The sequence below is a fragment of the Streptosporangium canum genome (genome assembly GCF_900113865.1).
GTDB lineage: Bacteria > Actinomycetota > Actinomycetes > Streptosporangiales > Streptosporangiaceae > Streptosporangium > Streptosporangium canum.
Window position 1 is genome coordinate 131921 of sequence record NZ_FOQY01000016.1, and the last position, 22035, is coordinate 153955.

The 22035-nt window shown below is 70.5% G+C and carries 22 protein-coding genes; 10 read left to right on the top strand and 12 right to left on the bottom strand.

The window, feature by feature from the left end; genetic code table 11:
* The first annotated feature begins 196 nt into the window (after nucleotides 1–196).
* From BM085_RS23510 to BM085_RS23520, 3 genes are all read left to right on the top strand, one after another.
* Nucleotides 197–853 carry a response regulator transcription factor gene (locus BM085_RS23510; RefSeq protein ID WP_093889082.1) on the top strand — a complete coding sequence of 219 codons (657 nt, stop codon included), beginning with the start codon at nucleotides 197–199 and terminating at the stop codon, nucleotides 851–853.
* Complete coding sequence (locus BM085_RS23515; protein WP_093889083.1) at nucleotides 850–2133, top strand: sensor histidine kinase; 1284 nt, start codon at nucleotides 850–852, stop codon at nucleotides 2131–2133. The genes BM085_RS23510 and BM085_RS23515 overlap by 4 nt, the downstream gene beginning before the upstream one ends.
* A gap of 70 nt (nucleotides 2134–2203) precedes the next feature.
* Nucleotides 2204–2791: a TetR/AcrR family transcriptional regulator gene (locus BM085_RS23520; RefSeq protein ID WP_093889084.1), complete on the top strand. Its 588-nt coding sequence runs from the start codon at nucleotides 2204–2206 to the stop codon at nucleotides 2789–2791.
* Between the two features lie 105 nt (nucleotides 2792–2896).
* Here the strand turns inward: BM085_RS23520 and BM085_RS23525 are convergent, their stop codons facing one another.
* From BM085_RS23525 to BM085_RS23545, 5 genes are all read right to left on the bottom strand, one after another.
* On the bottom strand, nucleotides 2897–4066 hold the full coding sequence (locus BM085_RS23525; protein WP_093889085.1) for a type II toxin-antitoxin system PemK/MazF family toxin: 1170 nt from the start codon (nucleotides 4064–4066) through the stop codon (nucleotides 2897–2899).
* 125 nt (nucleotides 4067–4191) lie between these two features.
* Entirely contained in the window at nucleotides 4192–5430 is a 1239-nt protein-coding gene (locus tag BM085_RS23530) for an acyltransferase family protein (RefSeq protein WP_093889086.1), read from the bottom strand.
* 1 nt (nucleotide 5431) lies between these two features.
* On the bottom strand, nucleotides 5432–6529 hold the full coding sequence (locus BM085_RS23535) for a LacI family DNA-binding transcriptional regulator (RefSeq protein WP_093889087.1): 1098 nt from the start codon (nucleotides 6527–6529) through the stop codon (nucleotides 5432–5434).
* A gap of 12 nt (nucleotides 6530–6541) precedes the next feature.
* Nucleotides 6542–7453, bottom strand: coding sequence for a PfkB family carbohydrate kinase (locus BM085_RS23540; RefSeq protein ID WP_093889088.1), 912 nt, complete (start codon nucleotides 7451–7453; stop codon nucleotides 6542–6544).
* 239 nt (nucleotides 7454–7692) lie between these two features.
* Nucleotides 7693–8694, bottom strand: coding sequence for an SIS domain-containing protein (locus BM085_RS23545; RefSeq protein ID WP_093889089.1), 1002 nt, complete (start codon nucleotides 8692–8694; stop codon nucleotides 7693–7695).
* A gap of 329 nt (nucleotides 8695–9023) precedes the next feature.
* Here BM085_RS23545 and BM085_RS23550 point away from each other — a divergent pair, with 329 nt between their 5' ends.
* From BM085_RS23550 to BM085_RS23560, 3 genes are read left to right on the top strand one after another with little or no spacing between them, the layout of a single operon-like run.
* Entirely contained in the window at nucleotides 9024–10343 is a 1320-nt protein-coding gene (locus BM085_RS23550) for an ABC transporter substrate-binding protein (protein WP_093889090.1), read from the top strand.
* A 20-nt stretch (nucleotides 10344–10363) separates the two neighbouring features.
* A complete protein-coding gene (locus BM085_RS23555; RefSeq protein ID WP_177245230.1) occupies nucleotides 10364–11272 on the top strand; it encodes a carbohydrate ABC transporter permease in 909 nt (302 codons plus the stop codon).
* Nucleotides 11266–12102 carry a carbohydrate ABC transporter permease gene (locus BM085_RS23560; RefSeq protein WP_093889091.1) on the top strand — a complete coding sequence of 279 codons (837 nt, stop codon included), beginning with the start codon at nucleotides 11266–11268 and terminating at the stop codon, nucleotides 12100–12102. The genes BM085_RS23555 and BM085_RS23560 overlap by 7 nt, the downstream gene beginning before the upstream one ends.
* Before the next feature lie 80 nt (nucleotides 12103–12182).
* On the opposite strand, the gene BM085_RS23565 is transcribed toward BM085_RS23560, so the two are convergent.
* Nucleotides 12183–12557 (bottom strand): winged helix-turn-helix transcriptional regulator, encoded by a 375-nt coding sequence (locus BM085_RS23565; RefSeq protein ID WP_093889092.1) that lies wholly within the window; start codon nucleotides 12555–12557, stop codon nucleotides 12183–12185.
* A 95-nt stretch (nucleotides 12558–12652) separates the two neighbouring features.
* On the opposite strand from BM085_RS23565, the gene BM085_RS23570 reads away from it, so the two are divergent.
* Nucleotides 12653–13534 (top strand): NAD(P)-dependent oxidoreductase, encoded by an 882-nt coding sequence (locus tag BM085_RS23570; protein ID WP_093889093.1) that lies wholly within the window; start codon nucleotides 12653–12655, stop codon nucleotides 13532–13534.
* Nucleotides 13535–13615: 81 nt separating this feature from the next.
* On the opposite strand, the gene BM085_RS23575 is transcribed toward BM085_RS23570, so the two are convergent.
* Nucleotides 13616–14068: a hypothetical protein gene (locus tag BM085_RS23575; protein ID WP_093889094.1), complete on the bottom strand. Its 453-nt coding sequence runs from the start codon at nucleotides 14066–14068 to the stop codon at nucleotides 13616–13618.
* Nucleotides 14069–14078: 10 nt separating this feature from the next.
* Nucleotides 14079–15161, bottom strand: a complete 1083-nt coding sequence (locus BM085_RS23580) for a DUF6745 domain-containing protein (RefSeq protein WP_093889095.1) — start codon at nucleotides 15159–15161, stop codon at nucleotides 14079–14081.
* 440 nt (nucleotides 15162–15601) lie between these two features.
* Here BM085_RS23580 and BM085_RS23585 point away from each other — a divergent pair, with 440 nt between their 5' ends.
* A complete protein-coding gene (locus BM085_RS23585; protein ID WP_093889096.1) occupies nucleotides 15602–16615 on the top strand; it encodes a TerC/Alx family metal homeostasis membrane protein in 1014 nt (337 codons plus the stop codon).
* A 22-nt stretch (nucleotides 16616–16637) separates the two neighbouring features.
* Here BM085_RS23585 and BM085_RS23590 read toward each other — a convergent pair whose 3' ends face one another.
* From BM085_RS23590 to BM085_RS23605, 4 genes are all read right to left on the bottom strand, one after another.
* Nucleotides 16638–17009: a DUF4267 domain-containing protein gene (locus BM085_RS23590; RefSeq protein WP_093889097.1), complete on the bottom strand. Its 372-nt coding sequence runs from the start codon at nucleotides 17007–17009 to the stop codon at nucleotides 16638–16640.
* Between the two features lie 231 nt (nucleotides 17010–17240).
* Nucleotides 17241–18017, bottom strand: coding sequence for a lytic polysaccharide monooxygenase (locus tag BM085_RS23595; RefSeq protein ID WP_093889098.1), 777 nt, complete (start codon nucleotides 18015–18017; stop codon nucleotides 17241–17243).
* Between the two features lie 246 nt (nucleotides 18018–18263).
* Nucleotides 18264–19478, bottom strand: a complete 1215-nt coding sequence (locus tag BM085_RS23600; protein ID WP_143121037.1) for a TolB-like translocation protein — start codon at nucleotides 19476–19478, stop codon at nucleotides 18264–18266.
* Nucleotides 19475–19999, bottom strand: a complete 525-nt coding sequence (locus tag BM085_RS23605) for a SigE family RNA polymerase sigma factor (protein WP_093889100.1) — start codon at nucleotides 19997–19999, stop codon at nucleotides 19475–19477. Before BM085_RS23605 ends, BM085_RS23600 begins: the two co-directional genes overlap by 4 nt.
* Before the next feature lie 200 nt (nucleotides 20000–20199).
* On the opposite strand from BM085_RS23605, the gene macS reads away from it, so the two are divergent.
* Both macS and BM085_RS23615 read left to right on the top strand, forming a co-directional pair.
* Nucleotides 20200–21348, top strand: coding sequence for a MacS family sensor histidine kinase (macS, locus tag BM085_RS23610; RefSeq protein ID WP_093889101.1), 1149 nt, complete (start codon nucleotides 20200–20202; stop codon nucleotides 21346–21348).
* Nucleotides 21349–21366: 18 nt separating this feature from the next.
* Nucleotides 21367–22017, top strand: coding sequence for a response regulator (locus BM085_RS23615; RefSeq protein WP_093889102.1), 651 nt, complete (start codon nucleotides 21367–21369; stop codon nucleotides 22015–22017).
* The last annotated feature ends 18 nt before the right edge of the window (nucleotides 22018–22035 follow it).

Below are 22035 nucleotides of genomic sequence, written 5' to 3' on the forward strand. Positions count from 1 at the left end.
TCTCCTCCGGTCGTGGCCGGACCGCTTCCGGCCTGTCGGGAGGTGATGTAACGCGACGGCGTGTTTCCCCGGCGTTTCCACGATCCCCGGAGGAACGATCACTAACGGAAAGGAAACACCGCGATCGCGATCATTGCCTGTGGAGCCGCCCGCGCCGACACGCGGCGCGGCTCCGCCATGGAGAGGAAGACGGCGGATGCGGGTGCTGGTGGTGGAGGACGAGCCGTTGCTCGCCGACGCGATCGCGGAATGGCTGCGTGACGAGGTCCACGCGGTCGACGTCGCCTACGACGGCGCGGCGGCGCTGGAGCGCGCGGGCGTCAACGACTACGACGTGGTCGTCCTCGACCGGGATCTGCCCGCCGTACACGGCGACGAGGTCTGCCGCGAGCTGGTCGGGGCCGGCTCGGCGGCGCGGGTGCTGATGCTCACCGCCGCCGCCGAGGTCACCGACCGTGTGACCGGCCTGTCGCTCGGCGCCGACGACTATCTCACCAAGCCCTTCGCCTTCCCCGAGCTGGCCGCCCGCGTCCAGGCACTCGGCCGGCGCTCGCGCCCGGCCGCGCCGCCCGTGCTGCGCCGCGCGGGCATCACCCTGGACCCCGCGCGCCGTGAGGTGTTCCGCGACAGCCGCTATGTCCCGCTGTCGAAGAAGGAGTTCGCCGTCCTCGCCGAGCTGCTGCGCGCCGACGGGGCCGTGGTCTCCAGCGAGCAGCTGCTGGAGAAGGCGTGGGACGAGCACACCGACCCGTTCACCGGCGCCGTCCGGCTCGCCGTCCTCAAGCTGCGCCGCAAGCTCGGCGCCCCGCCGGTCGTCGAGACCGTCACGGGAGTGGGGTACCGGATCCCGTGAACCTGCCGAGGCTGCTGCCGCGCCGCGTCACCCTGCGGGCCCGGCTGACCCTGATCTACGGCGGCCTGTTCCTCGTCGCCGGGCTGGTGCTGCTCGGCACCACGTACGTGCTGTTCAACCAGCAGCTCACACGCTCCGCGCCGAAGGTCCTCACCCTGGGAAAGCCCAGCCCGTCCGCCATCGCGGACGGCGAGGCGCCGATGCGGCAGATGGTGTTCTTCAGCAAGAACGGCGAGCCGATCACCAGGGCCGACGCCGAGCGCTTGATGGCCGATACCGAGAACTGGATGAGAGAGCAGCGGGCTACGCTGCACGAGGCCGCGACCACCTCGCTGCTCACCCTGGGCGGGATCGCGCTCGTCGTCGTCGGCGGCGTCGCGGCCGGCTTCGGCTGGCTGGTCACCGGCCGGATGCTGGCCCCGCTGCACCGGGTCACCGACACCGCCCGGCGGATCGCCGCGGCCCCGGCGGCCGGGCGGGGGCTGCACGAGCGCATCGCCCTGCGCGGCCCGGACGACGAGGTCAAGGATCTCGCCGACACCTTCGACATCATGGTCGAGCGGCTCGACGGGTCCTTCGACGGGCAGCGCCGCTTCGTCGCCAACGCCTCGCACGAGCTGCGCACCCCGCTGACCCTGGGCCGCGCGCTGGTCGAGCTGGCGATGCACCGCAAGTCGGCCTCCGAGGACGTCAAGCAGCTGGGCGAGAACCTGCTGGAGATCAACTTCCGGCACGAGCGGCTGATCAACGGACTGCTGCTGCTCGCCGGCTCGGAGAACGAGATCACCGAGCGGCTCCCGGTCGATCTGGCCGACGTGGTCGGCCATGTGGTCACGCAGACCGCCCCGGAGGCGGCGCGGGCCGGGATCACCGTGCACGAGCAGGCGGTCGAGGCGCCCACCACCGGCGACGCGCTTCTACTCGAACGGCTGGTGCACAACCTGGTGGAGAACGGCATCCGGCACAACACCGGGGAGGGCGGCTGGGTACGCGTCGCCTGCCGCACCCGGGACGACGGACGGGTCGAGGTGGAGGTGGGCAACAGCGGACCGGTGGTGCCTCCGTACGAGATCCCGGCGCTTTTCGAGCCGTTCCGCCGTCTGGGCGCCGACCGCCTGGTCACCGCCAAGGGCGCGGGACTCGGCCTGTCCATCGTGCGCTCCGTCGCCCGGGCCCACGGCGGCGAGGTCACCGCCCGGCCCCGCGAGGGCGGTGGCCTGACGGTGACCGTCGCCCTGCCGGCCTGTCCCGACGAGGACCAGGAACCCGGCCTGTCCTGACGAGGATCGGGAACAGGGTCACCGCCGACGCATTCAATGCTCCAATGGCTAGCGCTGCTAGGATAGCGTCATGTCCATTCAAGAGCGCCGCGAACGCGAGCGGACGCACCGTCACCGCTTGATCGTCAAGACGGCCCGCGAGCTGGCCGAGACCGAGGGCTGGGAGGCCGTCACCACACGCCGCCTGGCCGAGCGGATCGAATACAGCCAGCCGGTCCTCTACAGCCACTTCGCGGGCAAGGACGCCATCGTGACCGCGGTCGCGCTGGAGGGCTTCGAGGAACTGGCCGGCGTGCTGAGCCGCGCCCGCGCCTCGGCGGTCACCCCGGCGGAGGCGCTGACCGCCGCCGCCCGCGCCTACACCGACTTCGCGGACGCCAACCCGGCGCTGTACGACGCCATGTTCACGCTCACCACCGACCTGCCGTTCGGGCGCCCCGACTCACCCGCGCCGCTGAAGGCCGCCTTCGGGGAACTGCTCGCCGCGTGCACGTCGGCGGCCGGCGACCGCGACGCCGAGACGTTCACCGAGGTCGCGTGGAGCGCGCTGCACGGCCTCGTCACGCTCGCCCGGGGAGGCAGGCTCCGCACCGAACAGCGCGACCAGCGCCTGGGGCTACTGGTCGGCCAGCTCCTCGCCGCGCCCGGCAGGCCGTGACCACATGACACGGCCGTGATCACGTGACCGTAGCCGCACCGCGAAAGCCGACGTCAGCGCGCCTCCCTCCCCGACGAACCAGCCGGAGTGATCCGTGGGAGGCGGTCAGCGCGTTCGCGGGCCGGTGCCCGGCCGCTCCTGGGTCCGCAGGCTCCGCTTCCTGGCGTCTCGCCACACGTCGTACCGGCACAGTCCACGCAGGTTGTAGAAGTTCCCGTACGCCAGTGGGGTCACTTTCAGTTCCAGCCAGCTCTCCTTGTCCAGCACCTTGTGCCACTTCGCCAGGGGAAGATGGATGTGGCTGTCGAGTCGCGTCTTGTCCTGGCTCGTGATCTTCAATACGTCAGCGTGGTCGCCGTGGGCACGCAGCACCAGGACCGGCCGATCCTTCGACTCGCGCTGGTTCTCCCGGAAGGGAACCTCGGCATACCAGATCTGGCCGGGCTTGGGCGGCCACAAGCCGTCGGAACGGTCGGAGGCCCGGCTCAGCGTGCCCGTGCGCAGCTGGTCGGCAAGCCGCCAGACGGCCAGGCACAGGAGGAAACCGGCGGACACCTGAAGGACCGCCAGGAGGAAGGCCGCCCACAGCACCGCACCGGAGCCGGCCGGCCGGCCGGTCAGGACCAGCATGCCATCGGCCTCGGTCGCCGCGCCGACGGCGATACAGGCGCCGAGCGGCACCACCGCCCACACCAGCTGCCGCAGCGGCGGGAGCCGGTCCATCATCCACCACGCGGTGACGGTGGCCAGAGCCGCCGCGAGCGAGGCACCGGCGCCGGCCCCGGCGACCGTCGTGACCGGCAGGCCGCTACGTTGGGCGACGAGCACCGCGGCGACGCAGCCGGCCAGCAGCGATCCGGCCCGCAGCAGGAGGTACGGCACGCGGAGAAGCGGGAAAGCGGGCCGGAACCACCACGCGATCGCCAGCGCCGCGAACGGCGACGCGGCGGTCACCAGCCAGGCCTCGGGGTGCCGGCTCAGCTCCGCGGTGCCCAGGTACATCAGCACGCCGGCCGGATACGCCATCACGTTCGCCCCCGCCCACAGGGTCCCCAGCCTCAGCAGCCACCCCAGGCAGCCGATCCTGGCACGGCCGCCGGCGTCACGCCGCGCGAGCGCGAAGAGCACGGCGGGCACGATCGCACAGGCGATGAGGAGCGGATCCGTCCAGCGCACTCCCAGTCCGTACGTGGCCGGCTCTGCGGGGGCCGCGAGATGAAGAAGGGGGCCGACGCGCTGCGACGACGCCAGGTAGGCGATCAGTGACCCTGCCATATGCCGTGTCCGCCCTAGATCGTTCTGTCGGTGCGGACAGGCTCGCACGAATTTCCTGAGCCGTACAGATGGTCCGCGCCTCCCGGCCGGCCCGAGCTACGCCGCTGTCCATCGGCCTGCCGGCGTCAACGCTCGTGATCGGCGCCCGGAGCGCAGCCGAGCAGCCCCGGCGCCTCGTCCGGAGGCCCGCCCGATGCCGGCCGTCCCCCCGTGGGAGGCCGGGTCAGCCGCCTGCCGAGGCGCTGGGCGGGGGCCTCGATCAGGCGGTGGGTCAGGTAGCCGAGCAGCACCAGAGCGACGAAGAACAGCGGAAGGTTCGGGCTCACCCGCAGCAGGAGGGGGTGCAGCAGATAGAGGGAGAAGCTGATCACCCCGAGGTGGGCGAGCCAGCGGGGGAACGACCTGTGCCGCAGCGCGAACGCGGCCGCGAAGAAGCCGGCGGCCAGCAGGATCGCCGGCGCCCAGCCGGGATCGTCCTTGGCGAAGACCCCGCAGGCCAGGACCGTCAGCACGGCGGTGATGGCGGTACGCCACCGGATCGTCCCCTGCTCGGCGCGGTACACGGCCGTGCCGGCGAACATCATGGCCAGGATGGTCAGCCCCTGCCACGCGCCGATCCGGCTCCCCAGGATCACCAGGGCCAGGCCGAGGAGGCCGCCCGTCACCGCGGCGGCGGCGCGCGTCCCGCCGCGCGCCCACGCCGATACGGCGATGACCGCGACGACCGCGACCCCGAGAAGCGCGGCGAGCAGGTCGGCGCGGCCGTTGACGACCGCGCCCGGCAGCAGGAGTCCGAGGAGTACGGCCAGCAGCGCCAGGACGATCGCGGTCGTGGCCGACCGGTGTGCCTGCCGCATGGCGAACAGCCCGACCGCCAGCAGGTAGAACGCCATCTCGTAGGAGAGCGTCCACATCACGTTGATGACAGCGGGCACGCCGAGCAGTTCCTGCAGCATCGTCACGTTCCCGAGGACGACGAGGGCCAGGGGGCGTGTGCCCAGGCCCGGGTGCAGGACGAACGCGCCGCCGTACGCGAGGAGGAGCGCCAGGCCGAGGGCGGCGAGCAGCAGGGGGAGGAGGCGGAAGACCCGGCCGATCCAGAAGGCTCGCAGGTCACCGCGCCGTTCCAGGGAGGCGGGGATGATATAGCCGCTGACCAGGAAGAACACGAAGACGCCCCAGGTGCCGACGTCGATTCTGCGGTCCACCTCGGCCCAGACGCCCGGGATGAAGGTCCAGGCGGAGTGATGGAGCGCGACGGCCAGGGCGGCGGGTCCCCGCAGGGCGTCCAGCCAGGCCAGCCGGGAAGCGGATCGCCTCCGGCCGGCTCTGCCGTGACCTCGTCGCGGAGGGGAGGCCGCCACCTCAGGCCTCGGGGGGCGGGGCGACCGAGGCCCGCACGATGAGGCGTGAGCGGAGGGTGTGCATCTCGCGGCGGGGCTCGGCCCCCTCAAGAGTGTCGAGGAGCACCTCTGCCGCCTTCGCGCCGAGCCGGTGCACAGGCTGTTCGATCATCGTCAGGGGCGGCTCCATGACCGCCGCCCACGCGCTGTCGTCGAACCCGATCAGCGCGATGTCGCGCGGGTAGGAGAGCCCCGCCGCCCGCAGGGCGCGCAGGGCGCCCGTCACCGCGTCGGTCTCGGTGCAGAACACCGCGGTGATGCGGTCGGGGATGGCGAGCATGCGGGCGACCTCCTGGGTCGCCCGCTCCTCGGTCTTGCGGCCGACCATCACCAGCTCGGGGTCGAAGGGGATGCGCGCGTCGTCGAGCGCGTCGAGATAGCCGCGCAGACGCTCCCCGTCGGTCCACAGGTTGCGGGACGCCGCCGCCAGCAGTCCACGCCGGGTCGCGGGCGCCTCCGAAGCGGGCGGCCCCCACACGAACCCGATGCGGCGGTGCCCGGCCGCGATGAGCATCTCGACCGCCTCCCGCGCCGCCTCGCGGTTGTCGATGACGACCGCGTCGAGATCGAGCGACGCGACCGCGCGGTCGACGAGCACGACGGGGATGCCCCGGTCCATCGCCGCCCTGATGTGCGCGACCTCGCCGCGGCCGACCGCGGCCGACGCGATGATGACGCCGTCGACGCGCTTGTCGATGAGCACGTTCGTCGCCGCGACCTCCTCGTCGAGATCCTCGTACGTGCTCAGCACGATCGTGTCGAAGCCCCGGGCGCGGGAGGTGTCGGAGATCCCGCGCACCACGCCGGCGAAGAAGGGGTTGCCGATGTCGGCGACGATCACCCCGAGGGTGTGGCTCACCCCTGTCGACATGCTGCGTGCGAGCGCGTTCGCGCGGTAGCCGAGTTTCTCGGCCGCCGCGAGCACCCGTTCCCGCAGCTCCGGGCTGACATACCCATACCCGCCGAGCGTGCGGGCCGCGGTCGCGCGGCCGACACCGGCCTCAGCGGCCACCTCGGAGATCGTCGGCGGCCCCGCCGCCTGGCCCCGGTCAGCTGGCATGGATGCCGTCCCTCATTTCTCACGTTCGGAGGCTCGCCACATGCTAGCCACAGCCGGTTGCCCCGTGGGCCTGCCGCAGCCGAACGCGCCTTCGACGAGACACTGCCCGTAGGCCGTCTCCGCACCCTCGCGCAGGGCGCGTTCGATCAGGTGACGCCGCGGCGGGGTGTGCGCGGACCAGCCGCCGCGCAGCAGCGCGACCGCGAACCCGGTGAGGAAGGCGTCACCGCACCCCATCGTGTCGATGATCTCTCGTGGGTCCGCCACCCGGCGCGCCGGGGTCTCGACGGTGACGCGGCCGTCGTACGCGATCGCTCCGTCCACGCCGCGGGTGGCGAGCGCGAGCCGCGCGCCCCGCCGTACGACCTCGGCCAGGAGCGCGCCCGTGGCGGCTCCGTCGAGGTGGGAGCACGACAGCAGTACCAGGTCGGCGTGCGGGCAGACGCGGTCGAGATAGGAGGGGGTGCGGAACTCCTCCTCGCTGGAGAGGTCGAAGCTCACCAGCGTGTCGAGCCCGGCCAGTTTCGGCAGTTCGCTCTCGCTGCGGGAGTAGACGCTCGAATGCGCGAGGTCGAAGGACGACACGTATTCGAGCAGCCCGTCGTCGAGCACGAGCGGCTCCCGCACCGTGACCCCGCCGCCGTTCCAGCCGAGGAAGACACGGTCGCCGTCGTCGACGCGCAGGACGGAGACGCCGGTCTCACCGGCCCGTACGGCGCAGCGGTCGACGGCGACCCCCTGGGCGGCGATCGACTCGCCCAGGAACCGGCCGAGGTCGTCGTCGCCGAAGACGCCCAGGTAGGCGGCTTCGAGGCCGAGGCGGCGGGCGTAGACGGCGACGTTCACACTGTTGCCGCCCGGATAGTCGATGCCGCGGTCGACGAATCGGTCGACGATGTTGTCTCCGAAGCCGAGGACTCTCATCAAATCTCCTGTGCGCGGGCCCGCGCGCCACGGAGCGGGGCCCGGGAGGGTGCGCGGGCGCCGGCGGGGCACCGGCGTACGCGGACGGTTCGGTTGTGGCATGTGCGAGGGTGTGGTCGCCGAAGGCCGCGCGTGGGGCGCCCCCCGCCCGGGCGATCCTCCGGGCGGGGGTGGGGGCGGGGCTCAGTGATCCATGACGCGGTGGTGGCCGCGCTCAGTGGTCCATGACGCGGTAGTACTCAGTAGTCCATGACGCGGTAGTAACGGCGCAGGTCGAGTGAGTGGTCGCGCACCCTTTCGAGGTGCTTGCTGACGCGGCCCATCACGGTGTCGAGCACGAGCGGCGCGAGGAGGCCGCGGAACTCCGGGCTGATCCCCTTGAGGGGGTAGTCACGCGTGTCGAAGACGGTGACGTCCTTCGAGATGCGCTTGGCGAAGGACTCGGCGCGGTCGGTGAGGGGACGCGTCTCGTCTTCTCCCTGGAAGATGATCACGCTTGTGTCCTGTTCGAGCAGTTCGAGGGAGCCGTGGAAGAACTCGGCGCTGTGCACCCTGGTGGTGCGCAGCCACTGCATCTCCTCAAGGATGCACATGGAGTACAGGTAGGTGAATCCCCATAGGTTTCCACCACCGATGAGGAAGTGGTAGTCGGTGTCCTTGTGGGCCTCGGCGAAGGCGGCCGCCGCGGGCTCGGCCCGCTCCGCCACGTCGACGAGGATCCGCGGGATCTCCGCCAGCTCGTCGGCGAGCTTCTCGTAGCCGTCGAACTCGCCCCTCCGCGAGAGCAGCCGGCCCATGAAGAGCAGCAGCTGCATGTCGAAGGGCCAGGTCTTCGGCGCCGAGATGAGGGCGATGTCGACGTTGCGGGCGATGGGCGACTCGGGGTATCCGGTGAAGCCGATCGTGTAGGCCCCCTTGGACCTGCAGTACTCGATGGCGCGGATGCTGTCGTCGGTCGTGCCCGTGACCGACGTGAAGATCGCCACCGAGCGTCCGCCGAGGGTCGCATCGCCCGAGGCGACCAACTCCGCCGCGATCGCGGACCGCACGTTGAGGGCGGAGCTGCGCCGGGCGAGGTGCTCATACGGCCACATCTGGGCGTAGGTGCCGCCGGCGCCGACGAGAAGGAGGTGGTCGAACCCCTCGTCCACGAGTCGATCGACGAGTTCCTCGATCTGGGGGCGCAGTGCCACCGCGCTCGCCATCTGCGAGAGGAATTCCGGCTCGTTGAATCCGAGCATCTTCGCGTCCTTTCGGGAATGCTTGCGGCCGGCGCCGCCCTGCGGCCTGATACCGGTATCACGCGGGGATCACGCTGGCACATGAGTCGCGCGACGTCAACACCACATCCGCCGATGGGATTTTTTACCTTATTGATCTGCGGCTATACAAGAAAAAGCGACGCCGGACCCGACCTCGAAAAGAAGATCTTGATTTCAGGTCTGGTACCGGTATCAGATCCTCTGTACAGTCAGCCGACACCAAGCGGGTCGTGTCAGAGACACCCCACGGCGGATCTGAGGTGCCTCAGCACCGGCGGTCCCCTCTCCCCCCGAGAGAAAGGAAGCCCATGCGCCCTCGCGCACTGACGACGTTCGCGGCACTCGCCGGGGCCTCGGTGCTCACCCTCGCCGGCTGCTCCGGCGGGCCGGCGAACGCCCCCGCGGCCGACGTCACCGCCGAAGCGGAGTTCTCCGGCACTCTGAGCATCCTCACCAAGTTCGCCGGCGATCCCCTCAGCCCCTACTTCGAGGACCTCGCCGCCGAATACGAGCGGCTGCATCCCGGAGTGAAGATCGAGCTCATCCAGGAGACCGATCAGAGCGTCAAGGACAAGACCAAGACCCTGACGGCCTCCGACGCCCTCCCCGACATCTACTTCACCTGGACCGGCAACTGGGCGGAGAACTTCGTACGGGGTGGCCGCGCGGCCGACCTCAGCAAGGTGATCGGGCCCGACACCCCGTGGGGACGGACCTTCAGCAAGGCGTCGCTGTCCGCCTTCGCCTACGACGGCCGCTACTACGGGATCCCCCTCTACAACAACGGCAAGTTCATGGGCTACAACAAGGCCGCGTTCGCCAAGGCCGGGGTCAAGGTGCCCGCCACCTTCGAGGAGCTCCTCAGCAGCTGCCCCACGTTGCGCAAGGCGGGATACGAACCCGTCGCCTTCGGTAACAAGGACGGCTGGCCCGCCCTGCACTACCTGCAGCAGCTGTTCGCCTACACCGTGCCGGAGGCCACCCTCCAGGCCGACTTCCGCCCCGGGACGGCCAAGCTCGACCACCCCGGCTACGTCACCGCGCTCAAGCAGTTCAAGACCCTCGTCGACACGTGCACCGACACCGGCGACGGCACCAACGGCGTGCTCTACACCTCGGCGCAGGAGGCGTTCTCCAGGGGCAAGGCGGCGATGTACTACCAGGAGGTCCTGGAGTTCGACAACGCGACCGCCGGGCGGGGGCTCTCCCCCGACGACTTCGGCATCTTCCCGCTGCCCGTCCCCGAGGGCGCCGGCGGCAACCCCAAGGCGATCGAGGGGGCACCCGAGGGATACCTCGTCAACGCCCGGTCGCCGCGCGCGGCACTCGCCGTCGACTTCATGAAGTTCGTCACGGGCTCCAAGAACGCCGAGAAACTCTCCTCACCCCCGTACGGCCAGCCCAGCACGGTCATCGGCGCCGTCACGCCCAAGACCTCCAGCAAGGCCGTGTTCGAGGGCATCGAGATGGTCAACCGCGCGCCGCAACTGGCCAGCTGGCTCGACATGGTGACGGTGCCCGAGGTCGCCGACGCGTGGCTGGCCGGCGGGGAGGCCGTCATCAGCGGTGACACGGCCCCCGAGAAGGTGCTCGAAAGCGTGCGCCAGGCCTCGGCGTCGGCCAAGTAGCCCGCACGGCGAAGGAGAGCATGCCGGTGCGCACCATCTTCCGAAGGGCACCCTTCCAAAGGGCACTCGGGCTCGCGTGGGTCATTCCCGCCCTCGCGCTGGTCGGGGTGTTCGTCTACCTGCCGCTCGTGCAGAACTTCGGGTTCAGCACGCTCAAGTGGGACATCTACAGCGGAAGCCAGGAGTACGTCGGGCTCGAGAACTACCGCAAGCTCATCGGCGACCCGGTCTTCTGGTCGTCGTTCGGCAACAACCTGCTGTACGCGGTGGTCTCGATCGCCTTCCAGGTGTTCGGCGCGCTCCTGCTGGCCGCGCTCGTCGAGAGCATCCGCAGCGAGCGGTGGCGGCGCGGTCTGCGGGCGGTCTACTTCATCCCCTCGGCGATCTCGCTGACCGTCGCGGGCCTGCTCTTCTACTTCGTCTACGAGCCCAACCTGGGCCTGCTCAACCACGCGCTCGACGCGGTGGGGCTGGGGCGGTTCGGCCAGTCCTGGCTGGGCCAGGGGGACACCGCGATGCTCGCGATCATCGCGATGAGCCAGTGGCAGGGTTTCGGGTACTCCACCCTGCTGTTCGCCGTCGCGATCCAGCGCATCCCCTCCGAGATCTACGGCGCCGCCGCCATCGACGGCACCGGGCCGATCCGCCGCTTCGTCCACGTGACGGTCCCCCTGGTCCGCGAGATGACCGGCCTCATGATGATGGTCACCATCTCGGGCGCGTTCCAGGTGTTCAACGAGGTCATGGTGATGACCGGCGGCGGGCCCGACAACTCGACCCAGGTGCTGGGGACCTGGCTGTACCGCAGCGGTTTCGTACGCAACAACTTCGGCTATGCCGCCGCGATCGCGACAGTGCTCTTCGTGATCACGCTCGGCGTCGCCATGGCGCAGCTGTGGGTCACCCGCAGGAGAAGGGTGGAATGGTGAGTCGCCTGGGCTTCCTCGGCGTGATAGCGCGCCTGTTCATGTGGGTCTTCCTCCTCGGCCTCGCGGTGGTCGTGCTCTACCCGCTGCTGTGGATGGCGCTCAACGGGTTCAAGACCAACGCCGAACTCTTCGGCAACCCCTTCGCCCTCCCCGTCGACTGGAGTTTCGAGAACTACCGCAAAGCGTGGAACCGGGGGGTGAGCAACTACCTCACCACCAGCGTGCTCGTCACGGTGACGTCGACGATCGCCACCGTGTTCGTCAGCGCCTGGGCCGCCTACGGCCTCACCCGTGTGAACATCCCGTTCAGCAAGGCGATCACCTCGGTGATCCTCGGCGGGCTCATGCTCGCCCCCACCGTGGCGCTCGTGCCCCTGGTGAAGATGTTCCAGGCGATGGGCCTGTACAACAGCTTCTGGGCGCTGCTCATCCTGTACACGGCCTTCCGCGTCCCCTTCACCACCTTCCTCATCCGCGCCTACATGCTCGATCTTCCACGCGAGGTCGACGAGGCCGCCGACGTGGACGGCGCCGGCCGCTGGACGGCCTTCTGGCGGATCATCCTGCCCATGTGCAAGCCGATCATCACCTCGACGATCCTGCTGCACGTCCTCTTCGCCTGGAACGAGTACCTCTTCGCGATGGTCTTCACCAGCGGCAGCGGCGTGCAGACCCTCCCGGTGGGCCTGACGAGCCTGATGAGCAAGCACGGCACCGACTTCCCCGTCGTCTTCGCCGGCATGGTGATCGCGGCCGTCCCGGTGGTGCTGCTGTTCTTCTTCGGCCAGCGTTACATCGTCAAAGGCCTCGCCGACGGAATCGGAAAGTGACCGCCGACCACCTCGCACGGTAGGCACCACCCGCCTCGCACGGTAGGCACCACCCGCGCCCCCGGGTGGTGCCGCCGCCCTCAGTCCTCCGGGTCCGCGCGATCGCCCCCACCGCCGACGACCTCCATCACTCCGCCGATCACGTCCCGCCCCCAGGCGCCGAGCGGCGCGAGTGCCTCGTTGAGCAGGACACCGAGCGGGGTCAGCGAGTATTCGACGCGGGGCGGCACCTCGTCGTACACCTCGCGGTGCACGATGCCGTCCTCCTCCAGTTCCCGGAGGTGGGAGGCGAGCACCTTCTCGGTCACCCCCGACACCAGCCTGCGCAGCTCGCCGAAGCGGCACGCCCGTTCGTCGAGCGCCCAGAGGATCAGCACCTTCCACTTCCCGCCGATCACGTCCATCGCCGCGTCGATCCCGCAGTGGTATGACCCCGGCCTCCGTACGGTCGCCATGTCCCGTCCTCCTGCCTGCTCGCTCACCTCAGGGTAACCACCCACTTCAAGGTACGTACTTGATCACTTCAGGGTCTGCGACCAGCCTAATCGGCATGAACGACACCACTTCCGGGAAGTCCCGGCTCACTCTTCTCGGGCTCGGCGCCATGGGTACCGCGCTCGCCCGTACCTGGCTCGCCGCCGGGCATCCGCTGACCGTCTGGAACCGCACCGCCGGCCGGGCCGAGCCACTCGCCGCCGAGGGCGCGACGGTCGCCGGGACGGTCGCCGAGGCGGTGGCCGCGAGCGATCTCGTGGTGGTCTGCCTGCTCGACGACGCCTCGGTCGGCGAGGCCCTGGCCGATGCCGACCTGAGGGGCAAGGACCTGGTCAACCTCACCACCGGCACTCCCGCCCAGGCCCGTGCCCGCGCCGGGTGGGCCGAGGAGCGCGGCGCCCGCTTCCTGGACGGTGGGATCATGGCCGTCCCGCCGATGATCGGCGTGCCGGAGACCGGCGGCTACGTCTTCTACAGCGGCTCCCGCGCCCTCTTCGACGCCCACCACAGCGCGCTGGCCGTACCGGCCGGTACCGCGTACGTCGGTGCGGACCCCGGCTTCGCCGCCCTCCACGACGTGGCGCTGCTGAGCGCGATGACCGGGATGTTCGCCGGGCTCTCGCACGCCTTCGCGCTGATCCGCAAGGAGGACGTCGCGCCGGGGGACCTGGCCCCCCTGCTCGTCAACTGGCTCACCGCCATGGCCCCCTCCGCGTACGAGCTCGCCGACCAGTTGCAGAGCGGTGACTACGCCAAGGGCGTGGTGTCCAACCTCGCCATGATGGTCGAGGGCAACTCGACGATGCTGCGCACGGCCGAGGACCAGGGGGTCGGCGCCGAGCTGCTGGCCCCGTTCATGGCCCTGATGGAGCGCCGCCTCGCCGACGGCCGTGGCGACGAGGGCACCGCAGGCGTGGTCGACCTGCTCACCCGCTGAGAGGCGACGGATGACGGCAGGCGGGCGACCAGGGCCTGCCACCACCGTCGGCCCCCTCGCCGGCGTCCGTGCGCGCCGGGATCAGTCCGCGACGAGGCGGGCCCTGCGCCCTTCGCGCTCGCGCTGCCGCCGGATGACGTAGGCGCCCGGCGTGCAGCCCGTGGCCCCGTGCTCGGGATGGAGCAGGTAGGCGACGGCCGAGGTCTCGAAGACGCCGATCGCCAGCCCGTCGGAGTCCGACACGTCGGTCGTCCACCGGCAGGTGTCCGGGTCGGCGACGAGCGTGTGCGGGTTGCCCCCGGCCTCGCCGCGGAGCAGTTCGACCCCCTCGGGAGGCACGTCCGTCCAACCGGCGTCGGACCAACCGGCGTCGGACCAGGGCCGCACGGACGACGCGACGACGGGGAGCGGGATGACGATGAGGTCGCCCTGGGCCTGGAGCCCGTCGACGACGGGGATGCTCACCGACTGCTCAAGGTGGTCGAGCACGGCGAGTCCGGTCTGCCGGGAGAGCGAAGCGAGAGTCACAGTCATGGAAGTCACCTCAGGTTCGGCGGAGAAGAAGGGAGTACTGCTCGGCGGACAGCCCGTAGGTCCAGCCGGCGGCGGCGATCGGATCGTCGAGGAAGCCCGGCACGGTCAGGCCGTACTGGCGGCGGCGCCCGTCGCGTTCGACGGACCCGTTGACCGCGAGGAGCACTCTGGTCTCCTCGCGCATGTCGAAGAGCCGCAGCTCCGAGCCGGGGTTGCCGGGGTCCGGCGCGGAGGCGACCAGCCGCAGCCCGGCCCGGTCGATGTAGGACGCCCAGCCGATGTGCTCGATCGCACATCGCCTGACCTCGACGTTGGCCTCCCCCGCGATCCGCGGGACGCTCGGATCCGTGATCACCCAGGCGGGCACCCGCGTCCCGTGCCAGGCGTACACGTCCCACCCGTCCGCGTAGCGCACGGCCGGACCGTCCGCGTGATGCAGCCGCACTTCGCCGTCGTCGCCGCACACCTCCGTGTGCATGGCGACGGGCCGCTCGGAGAGGACACACACGCCTTCGTGCGGCCACCACGAGCCGCATGACCGGGCCGCTGCCGCCCACAGCTCGAACCGCCGGGTCTGTTCGGGAGTGAAGACCACGCCGGCCACTCGGCGGAGGGCGTCGTAATGGGCGACCCAGGAGACGCACTGCGTGCCGTACCAGGCGTCTCCCGGGCGGTACCGCGAGTCGTGCGCCGCCCGGAGCGGTATGAGGAGCGAACCGGTGGTGGATTGCGAGAGCGAGCCGCGAACCGCCTGGCGGATCAGCTGCTCCATCGGCTGATGGACCCATCTGACCTGGGCGTCGAGCTCGCGGCACAGCTCTCGCACGAGCGAGGAGAACCGAGGTGGCAGAGCCCATTCGGAGATGCGGTCGCCGGCCTCCGAAGGCCGTAGACGCACCCCCGGCGGGACGGTCGTCAGGGCCGCGACCGGTGAGGAGACCCAGTGGAAACGCGGTGGTGCGAGCCCGATCAGGCGGTACAGCCCGCAGATCGCGGCCTCTGCGGCCGGACGGTCGGCGGGCAGCGTCGACAACGCCCGGCCCAGCCACTCTTCGCGGATTTCAGCGGCTTCCCGCCGCACAAGAACGCTCACCGGATGAAGGTGGCGTCATCCTTTCCAACGATCATGTCAGGAATAGTGACAGATCGACGCGGCGGATGTCTACCGTCCGGCCATGCTCCGGCGCCTCTCGCCGGTCACCGGCGGGCTGCGCGGAGGAGGGCCGCCCCGCCGGATCTCCCTGTGCCGGGGACCGTGACGACGATCGGGGGGGCCGGACGGCGGGTGCTCCCCTTCGCACTGATTCGTTCCACTGTCCGCGCAGCTCAGACCCCCGTCAAATGCCCGCGACCGGTCCCGGCCGCCACCGGGGTGGAACACCGCACGGAGACTGACCTACCCTGGGACGACGAGGGGAGTACTTCCCAAGAGCCGACCCGGTCAGTACGGACGTTCAGAACGTCCCCGGGCGGCCGCCCGCGCGGTGCGGGTGAAGGAGACCTCGAACAGCCAAGCGCGTTCGAGGAGGTTTCATGCCCACTGAGGCAACCCTGTCCATGGCCAATATCGAAACGATCGGTTCACCGAAACTGTGGACGATCACCGTGGCCGGTCTGCTGCTGCTGCTGGCCGTGGACTTCGTGCTGACGCGGCGCCCGCACGATGTGCGGATGCGCGAGGCGGTGGGCTGGTCGATCTTCTACCTGGCACTGCCCCTGATCTTCGGCGCCTACCTGTGGGGGGCCTTCGGATCCGGTGTGTCAGTGGAGTTCTTCACCGGCTACGTGGTGGAGAAGTCGCTGTCGGTGGACAACCTGTTCGTGTTCATGCTTCTGCTGTCCGCCTTCGCGGTCCCGGCCGCCCTGGCCCAGCGGGTCCTGCTGTACGGCATCATCGGGGCACTGGTGCTGCGCGCGATCTTCATCGCGCTGGGGGCGGCCGTCCTGCAGAGCGGCACATGGGCGTTCCTGCTGTTCGGCGGGATCCTGATCCTCACCGCCGGGAAGATCCTCAAGGACGCGCTGAGTGGGGAGGAACAGAAGGTCGACATCTCCTCCATGCGCACGATCCGGCTGCTGCGGCGCTTCATCCCGGTCACCGAGGACTACCGCGGCTCCAGCCTGGTCGTGCGCGAGGGCGGCCGCCGCGCCCTGACCCCGCTGGCGCTGGCCACCGTGGCCGTCTTCGCCACCGACATCGTCTTCGCCGTCGACTCGGTGCCCGCGGTGTACGGCGTGACCGAGGACCCCTTCATCGTCTTCGCCACCAACGCCTTCGCCCTGCTGGGCCTGCGGGCGCTCTACTTCGTGCTCCTGGGCGTCCTGGCGAAGCTGCGGCACCTGAACCACGGACTCGGCATCATCCTGGCCTTCATCGGGATCAAGCTCGTCCTGCACTGGGCGCACGGCGTCTGGACCTGGGTCCCGGAGATTCCCACCCTGGCCTCACTGGGGGTCATCATCGCGGTCCTGACCACCGTCACACTCACGAGCCTGTATGCCAACCGCCGGGACGCGGAGCCCGTCTCCGCACCCACCGAACGCTGACCCCTGAAGGGCCGTGAGGCGCTCAGAGGGCGAACAGGAGGGCGGCGTTGACGAGCACGATCACGGCGGTGGCGAAGTGGATGCCGAAGGCGGCCGCCTTGGTGCCGCCGTGGCGCAGGACGACGACGGTGTCGCCGAGGGGGACGAGGGCGACGACCAGCATGTACCAGGCCTCGGCGTGGGGGCCGACGAAGGCGAGAAGGGCGAGGCCGAGGACGCCGTAGCTGAGGTCGCGCAGGCCCTTGATGGTCAGATAGGCGGCGTCCCCGTCTTTCTTGGCGGGAACGCCGTAACCGGCGGCCGCGGCGTGGGGCACCAGGAAGAACCGGAGGCCGATGAAGATGATGAAGAGGTTGAGCAGGATGGCCAGCCCGTAGGCGATGGGGGAGAGCACGATCTTTTCCTTTTGCTAGCGCCGCTAGGATCAAGAGCAAAAGTAACATATCTCCGACAGCAGTGCTAGCGCCGCTAGAATCATGGCGGTGCCGAGCCGGCCGCACCTTGGAACGGGATCGGCTCGTTCACGGCCGGCGCCTCCCGCGCGACGCCGAAAGGCGGGCAAAACGAACGCCCGCGCCCCTTCGGGAAGGAGCGCGGGCGTTGACCACCGCCGGCCGTCACCGGCTCACTGGCGCCGCCAGAGGGCCGGGACGTAGGGCGGCTCCCAGCCGGGCAGCGCGGTGTGCTGCTGGAGGCACTGGTAGGTGACACCGTTGTAGATCGCCTGAGCGCCGGCCGCGTAGGCGGTGCCCGCGGCCCAGGGGCCGGCAGGTCCCTGCGTGGGCGAAGAGGTGGGAGTCGGGGTCGGGGTGGGGGTCGGCGTCGGGGTGGGGGTCGGCGTCGGGGTGGGGGTCGGCGTCGGGGTGGGGGTCGGGGTCGGGTCGGGACCGCCACCGCCGACATTGACATCGACGCAGTTGTAGAAGGCCATCGCGGTGTCGGCGACGTTCCAGATGGCGAGCACCTTGAGGCGTCCGGTCCGGCCTCCCAGGCTGACCGCGTGCGAGACCGTGGAGCCCGGCAGCTTGCCGCGGTCGTCGAACACCGCGATGCGGGTGCCGCCGACGAAGTACTCCCACGTGCTGGTGGCGTGACGGGCCTCGATCCGCCAGTTGAAGGTGACCGAGTCGCCGACGTTGGTGACCGGCCACGCCTTGCTGTCATCGTCGAGCGGGGCCCAGCGGGCATCGCCGCCGCTGCAGTTCCGCTGCCCCTTGGGGCCCTCGACACTGGCCGGCTCCCAGATGATCTGGCCGCAGTTGGCGACCTTCCCCTGGGCGCAGAGGGCCTGCCTGCTCGGCGGGGAGGTGATGTAACCGTGCGCCAGGGCGGGCGAGGCGACGAACACCACGGACGCGACCGCGATGACCGTCGCCGCTAAGACTGTGATCAATTTGCGCATGTCGTGCTTCCTTTGCTGGGGGGTTAGGCCAAATATAAAGGAAACTTTACTAACAGTAAATATCCGCCCACCCCCGATCGCGTCCGGCCGGGCACGGGGGAGACGCGGCCCCGACCCGGCCCGCGCACACCGTTCAGCTGCGTGAACATCCCTCCCGTGGCCCTGCCCGACCGGCCGCGGGAGGGATCCGTCATCCTCCACCGGAGGCACGGGCTTCCCGTGCCCGGCTTCCCCCCATCACGGCCGCTACGGGATCTTGGACAGATCGATCACGTAGCGGTCGTTCTTGAGCCGGTAGGTCATGAACCGGCCGGAACGGTCCGCGACGGGAACCTCACCGCGGGTAGCCGCCTCCTCCCGGATGCCCAGATCGGCGAAGGTGCCGGTGTTCAGGTCGTAGAGCCCGAGCCCCGGCCCGTCGCTCCTGATGTTGCGCACATGGAAACGGCTCTGCGTCGGCGGTTCCGGGATCAGATAGCCGACGGGAATGTCCTTCTGCTGTGAGCCGTCACGCAGCCGGGTGAAGGCTCTGCCGTCGGCCGTCATCCCCGTACAGGACTGCACGCCGCAGGCGTACACCTGCTCGCCCTGGTGGACGGCGGCCGTGCTGGTCTGCCCGGTCTCCAGGTTGACCAGCTCGCTGAAGGGCGGCCCGCCGCGCGGCCCGCCGGTGCCCGGCGAACCGGCCCACGGCCAGGACAGCAGGTGCAGACCGGCACCGGCCCGGACCGGCGTCACCGGCCCCCCGGCCAGTGGAACGCTGAACACCCCGCCCGCGGAAAGGGAGAACACGACGTTGCCGTTGGCCACGCCGAGGCCGTCGAGAGGGGAGACGTCGTCGCCCTCGGTTCTCCGGTCGGCCACCAGCCGAGCCTCTCCACCGTCCAGCGCGGCGGCCCAGATGTGCGTGACGCCCTTCGTGGTGGTCCACCAGGCCACCTGCCCGTCGCCGAGGCTGAAGTCCGCGGCGAACCGGACGGTTCCCTTGGGCGCGGGCACGTCCGCGATCTTCCGCAGGTTCCGGCTGATCAGATCGTAGGCGTAGAGCACGTCGGTCTTCTCGAAGGTGCGCCAGGCCTTGACCAGCAACGTCCGGTCGTCGATCAGTGCGACCGGCCACAGCTCCCGTCCGTCTGCCCCCTTCGCGGACATCTTCCACACGGCCTGTGGCCACACCTTCTCGATCGGCTCAGGCGCGGCCTCCGGGAGGGTGACCACCACGGAGTGAACGCCGGACGGGTTGACCGCCGGTGGTGCTCCCCCACCGCCACCCGCACGCAGACCCACCGCGGCCCCGCCTGCGACCACCACCACGGCCGCCGCCGCGAGCAGCGCCTGGAAGCGTCGCCTGCGCCGCCGGTAGCCGATCTCCAGCTGCCCCGCCACCGCGCCGGGCAGCCGAGGCGCGTGCTCCGCCGCACGCCCCAAGGTCGTGCGCAACGTGTCCTCGAAATCGCTCATCGCCGCCCCCCGTGCTCCGACCTGACGCCTTCAGAAATGCCGTGCCTGTCCACCGGTACGGCGGAGCGAAGCTTGTCGAGCGCCCGTGACGCCTGGCTCCGCACGGTTCCCCGGGAGATCCCCAGGGTCGCCGCGATCTCCGCGTCGCTGAACCCTTCGTAGTACCGCAACACCACCACCACCCGCTGCTTGCGCGGCAGCCCGGCCAGCGCCTCCCACATCGCCTGCTCGTCACCGCTGGGCAGCGCGTCGTGGTGGCCGTGTTCGGGCAACTCCCAGCTGAGCAGCTCACGACGCCGCAACCGCCAGGTGGCCGTGTGCAGCCTGGCCATGATGGTGCGCACGTAGCTCTCGGGATTCTCCTTGGCCAGGAGCCTCGGCCAGGCGGCGCGGAGCTTCAGCAGCGCCTCCTGCACCAGGTCCGCCGCGTCATGCGGGTTTCCGGCCAGCACGTAGCCGTATCGCAACAGCGCGTCACCACGCTCGGCGACGAACTCCGCGAACCGCGGATCTGCTTCCACCTGCCCCCGCCTTCCGTCGTCTCTGTCACCTCCCAGATGGAATTACCGGGCAAAGTGTTGCATCGACCACCACATCCGCTCCGGCCGGCCGGATGGCGGGCGGCGGGCGGAACTCCGAGTCCGGCGGAACGTGCGGCCGGCGCGAGCCGCCGTATAGTCGGCTCACCAGGAACAGCGCCGATCGAGCGTGATGGGGCCGGATGGGGATCGAAGGGTCGTTCTGGCGCGCTATCGCGGTCTACCGCGTCGCCTCCCTGGGCTACGCGGCACTGTTGCTGGCGAGCGCCGGCGGCTACCAGCGTCCTGTCGCGGGCTGGCTCGTCCTCGGCCTGATGACGGCCTGGACCGCGGCCACCACCATCGCGTACTCAACCGCGAGAAGCCGCCCTCTGCTGGTGATGGACGTTCTCGTCACTCTCGGCTGCATGCTGGCCTCGCCGTACGTCCAGGGACCCGATGCCGGGCCGGCAGGCGTGATGCCGGTCACGGCGACCTGGATCGGGGGGCCTGCCCTCGCCTGGGCCGTGTACGGCGGGCGGCGGGCGGGCGGGGTCGCAGCGGTCGTGCTGTCGCTCGGCGACCTGTGGCTGCGCGGTCTGCACGGATTCGATCTCTCCGTCCCCGTCAACGGAGCCGTGCTGCTGATCATCGCCGGAACCGTCGTCGGCCACGTGGCCCGGCTCACCAAACAGGCGGAAGAACGACTGCAACGGGCCGTCGAGATAGAGGCGGCCGGCCGGGAGCGCGAGCGGCTCGCCCGCGGCATCCATGACTCCGTCCTCCAGGTGCTGGCGCTGGTGCAACGCCGCGGGCTGGAGATCGGCGGGGAAGCCGCCGAACTGGGACGGCTCGCCGGAGAACAGGAGGCGGCGGTGCGCGAGATGATCCGTAGCGGGCCGGCCATGGCGGAGCAGGACGGCGCGGGCCTCGTCGACGTGGGGGCCCGCCTACGCCGCTACACCACGGCGACGGTCACCGTGTCGACACCCGCGACCCCGCTGCCGCTCCCCGCCGGTCAGGCTCGCGAGGTCGTCGCGGCCGTGGGCGCGGCGCTCGACAACGTCCGGCGGCACTGCGGCGAGGACGCGAGGGCCTGGGTCTTCGCCGAGAACGACGGCGTCTCGATGATCATCACGGTGCGCGACGAGGGTCCCGGCATCCCCGAGGGACGCCTTTCGGAGGCGGCGGCAGAGGGCAGGCTCGGCATCGCGCAGTCCATCCGGGGCCGGATCGCCGGCCTTGGCGGCACCGCCGGTTTCACGTCCGTGCCCGGCCAGGGAACCGAGGTCGAGCTGATCATCCCCGTTCCCGCACGGCCTGCCGCCCACGGGCAGGCCCGCACGGCCTAGCCGGTTTACAGTTACGGCATGGCCAGCGCTCTGCGGGTGATGGTGGTGGACGACCACCCGATGTGGCGGGACGCGGTCGCCCGCGACCTGGAGAACGCCATGTACGAGGTGGTGGCGGCCGTGGGCGAGGGCCGCCAGGCGCTCCGCGTCGCCGCCGCCATCCGCCCCGATGTGGTCATCCTCGACCTGCGGCTTCCCGACCTGCCCGGTGTGGAGGTGGCCAGGGGGCTGGCCGCCTCCGCCCGTCCGCCCCGCGTGCTGGTGCTGTCGGCGAGCGGCGAGCACGAGGACGTGCTCGAGGCGGTCAAGGCCGGGGCCTCCGGCTACCTGGTCAAGTCGGCGAGCCGGGAGGAGTTCCTCGACGCCGTCCGGCGCACGGCCGAAGGGGAACCGGTCTTCACCCCCGGCCTGGCGGGGCTGGTGCTCGGCGAGTATCGCCGCCTCGCCACGCAGAGACCTTCCGACGACGGGCCGCGCCTCACCGACCGGGAGACCGAGGTGCTGCGCCTCGTCGCCAAGGGCCTGTCCTACAGACAGGTCGCCGAACGGCTGGTGCTCAGCCACCGGACCGTGCAGAACCACGTGCAGAACACCTTGAACAAGCTCCAGCTCCACAACCGGGTCGAGCTCGTCCGTTACGCGATCGAGCGGGGACTCGACGAGGCATAACTCGGCCGGAGCGGCGGA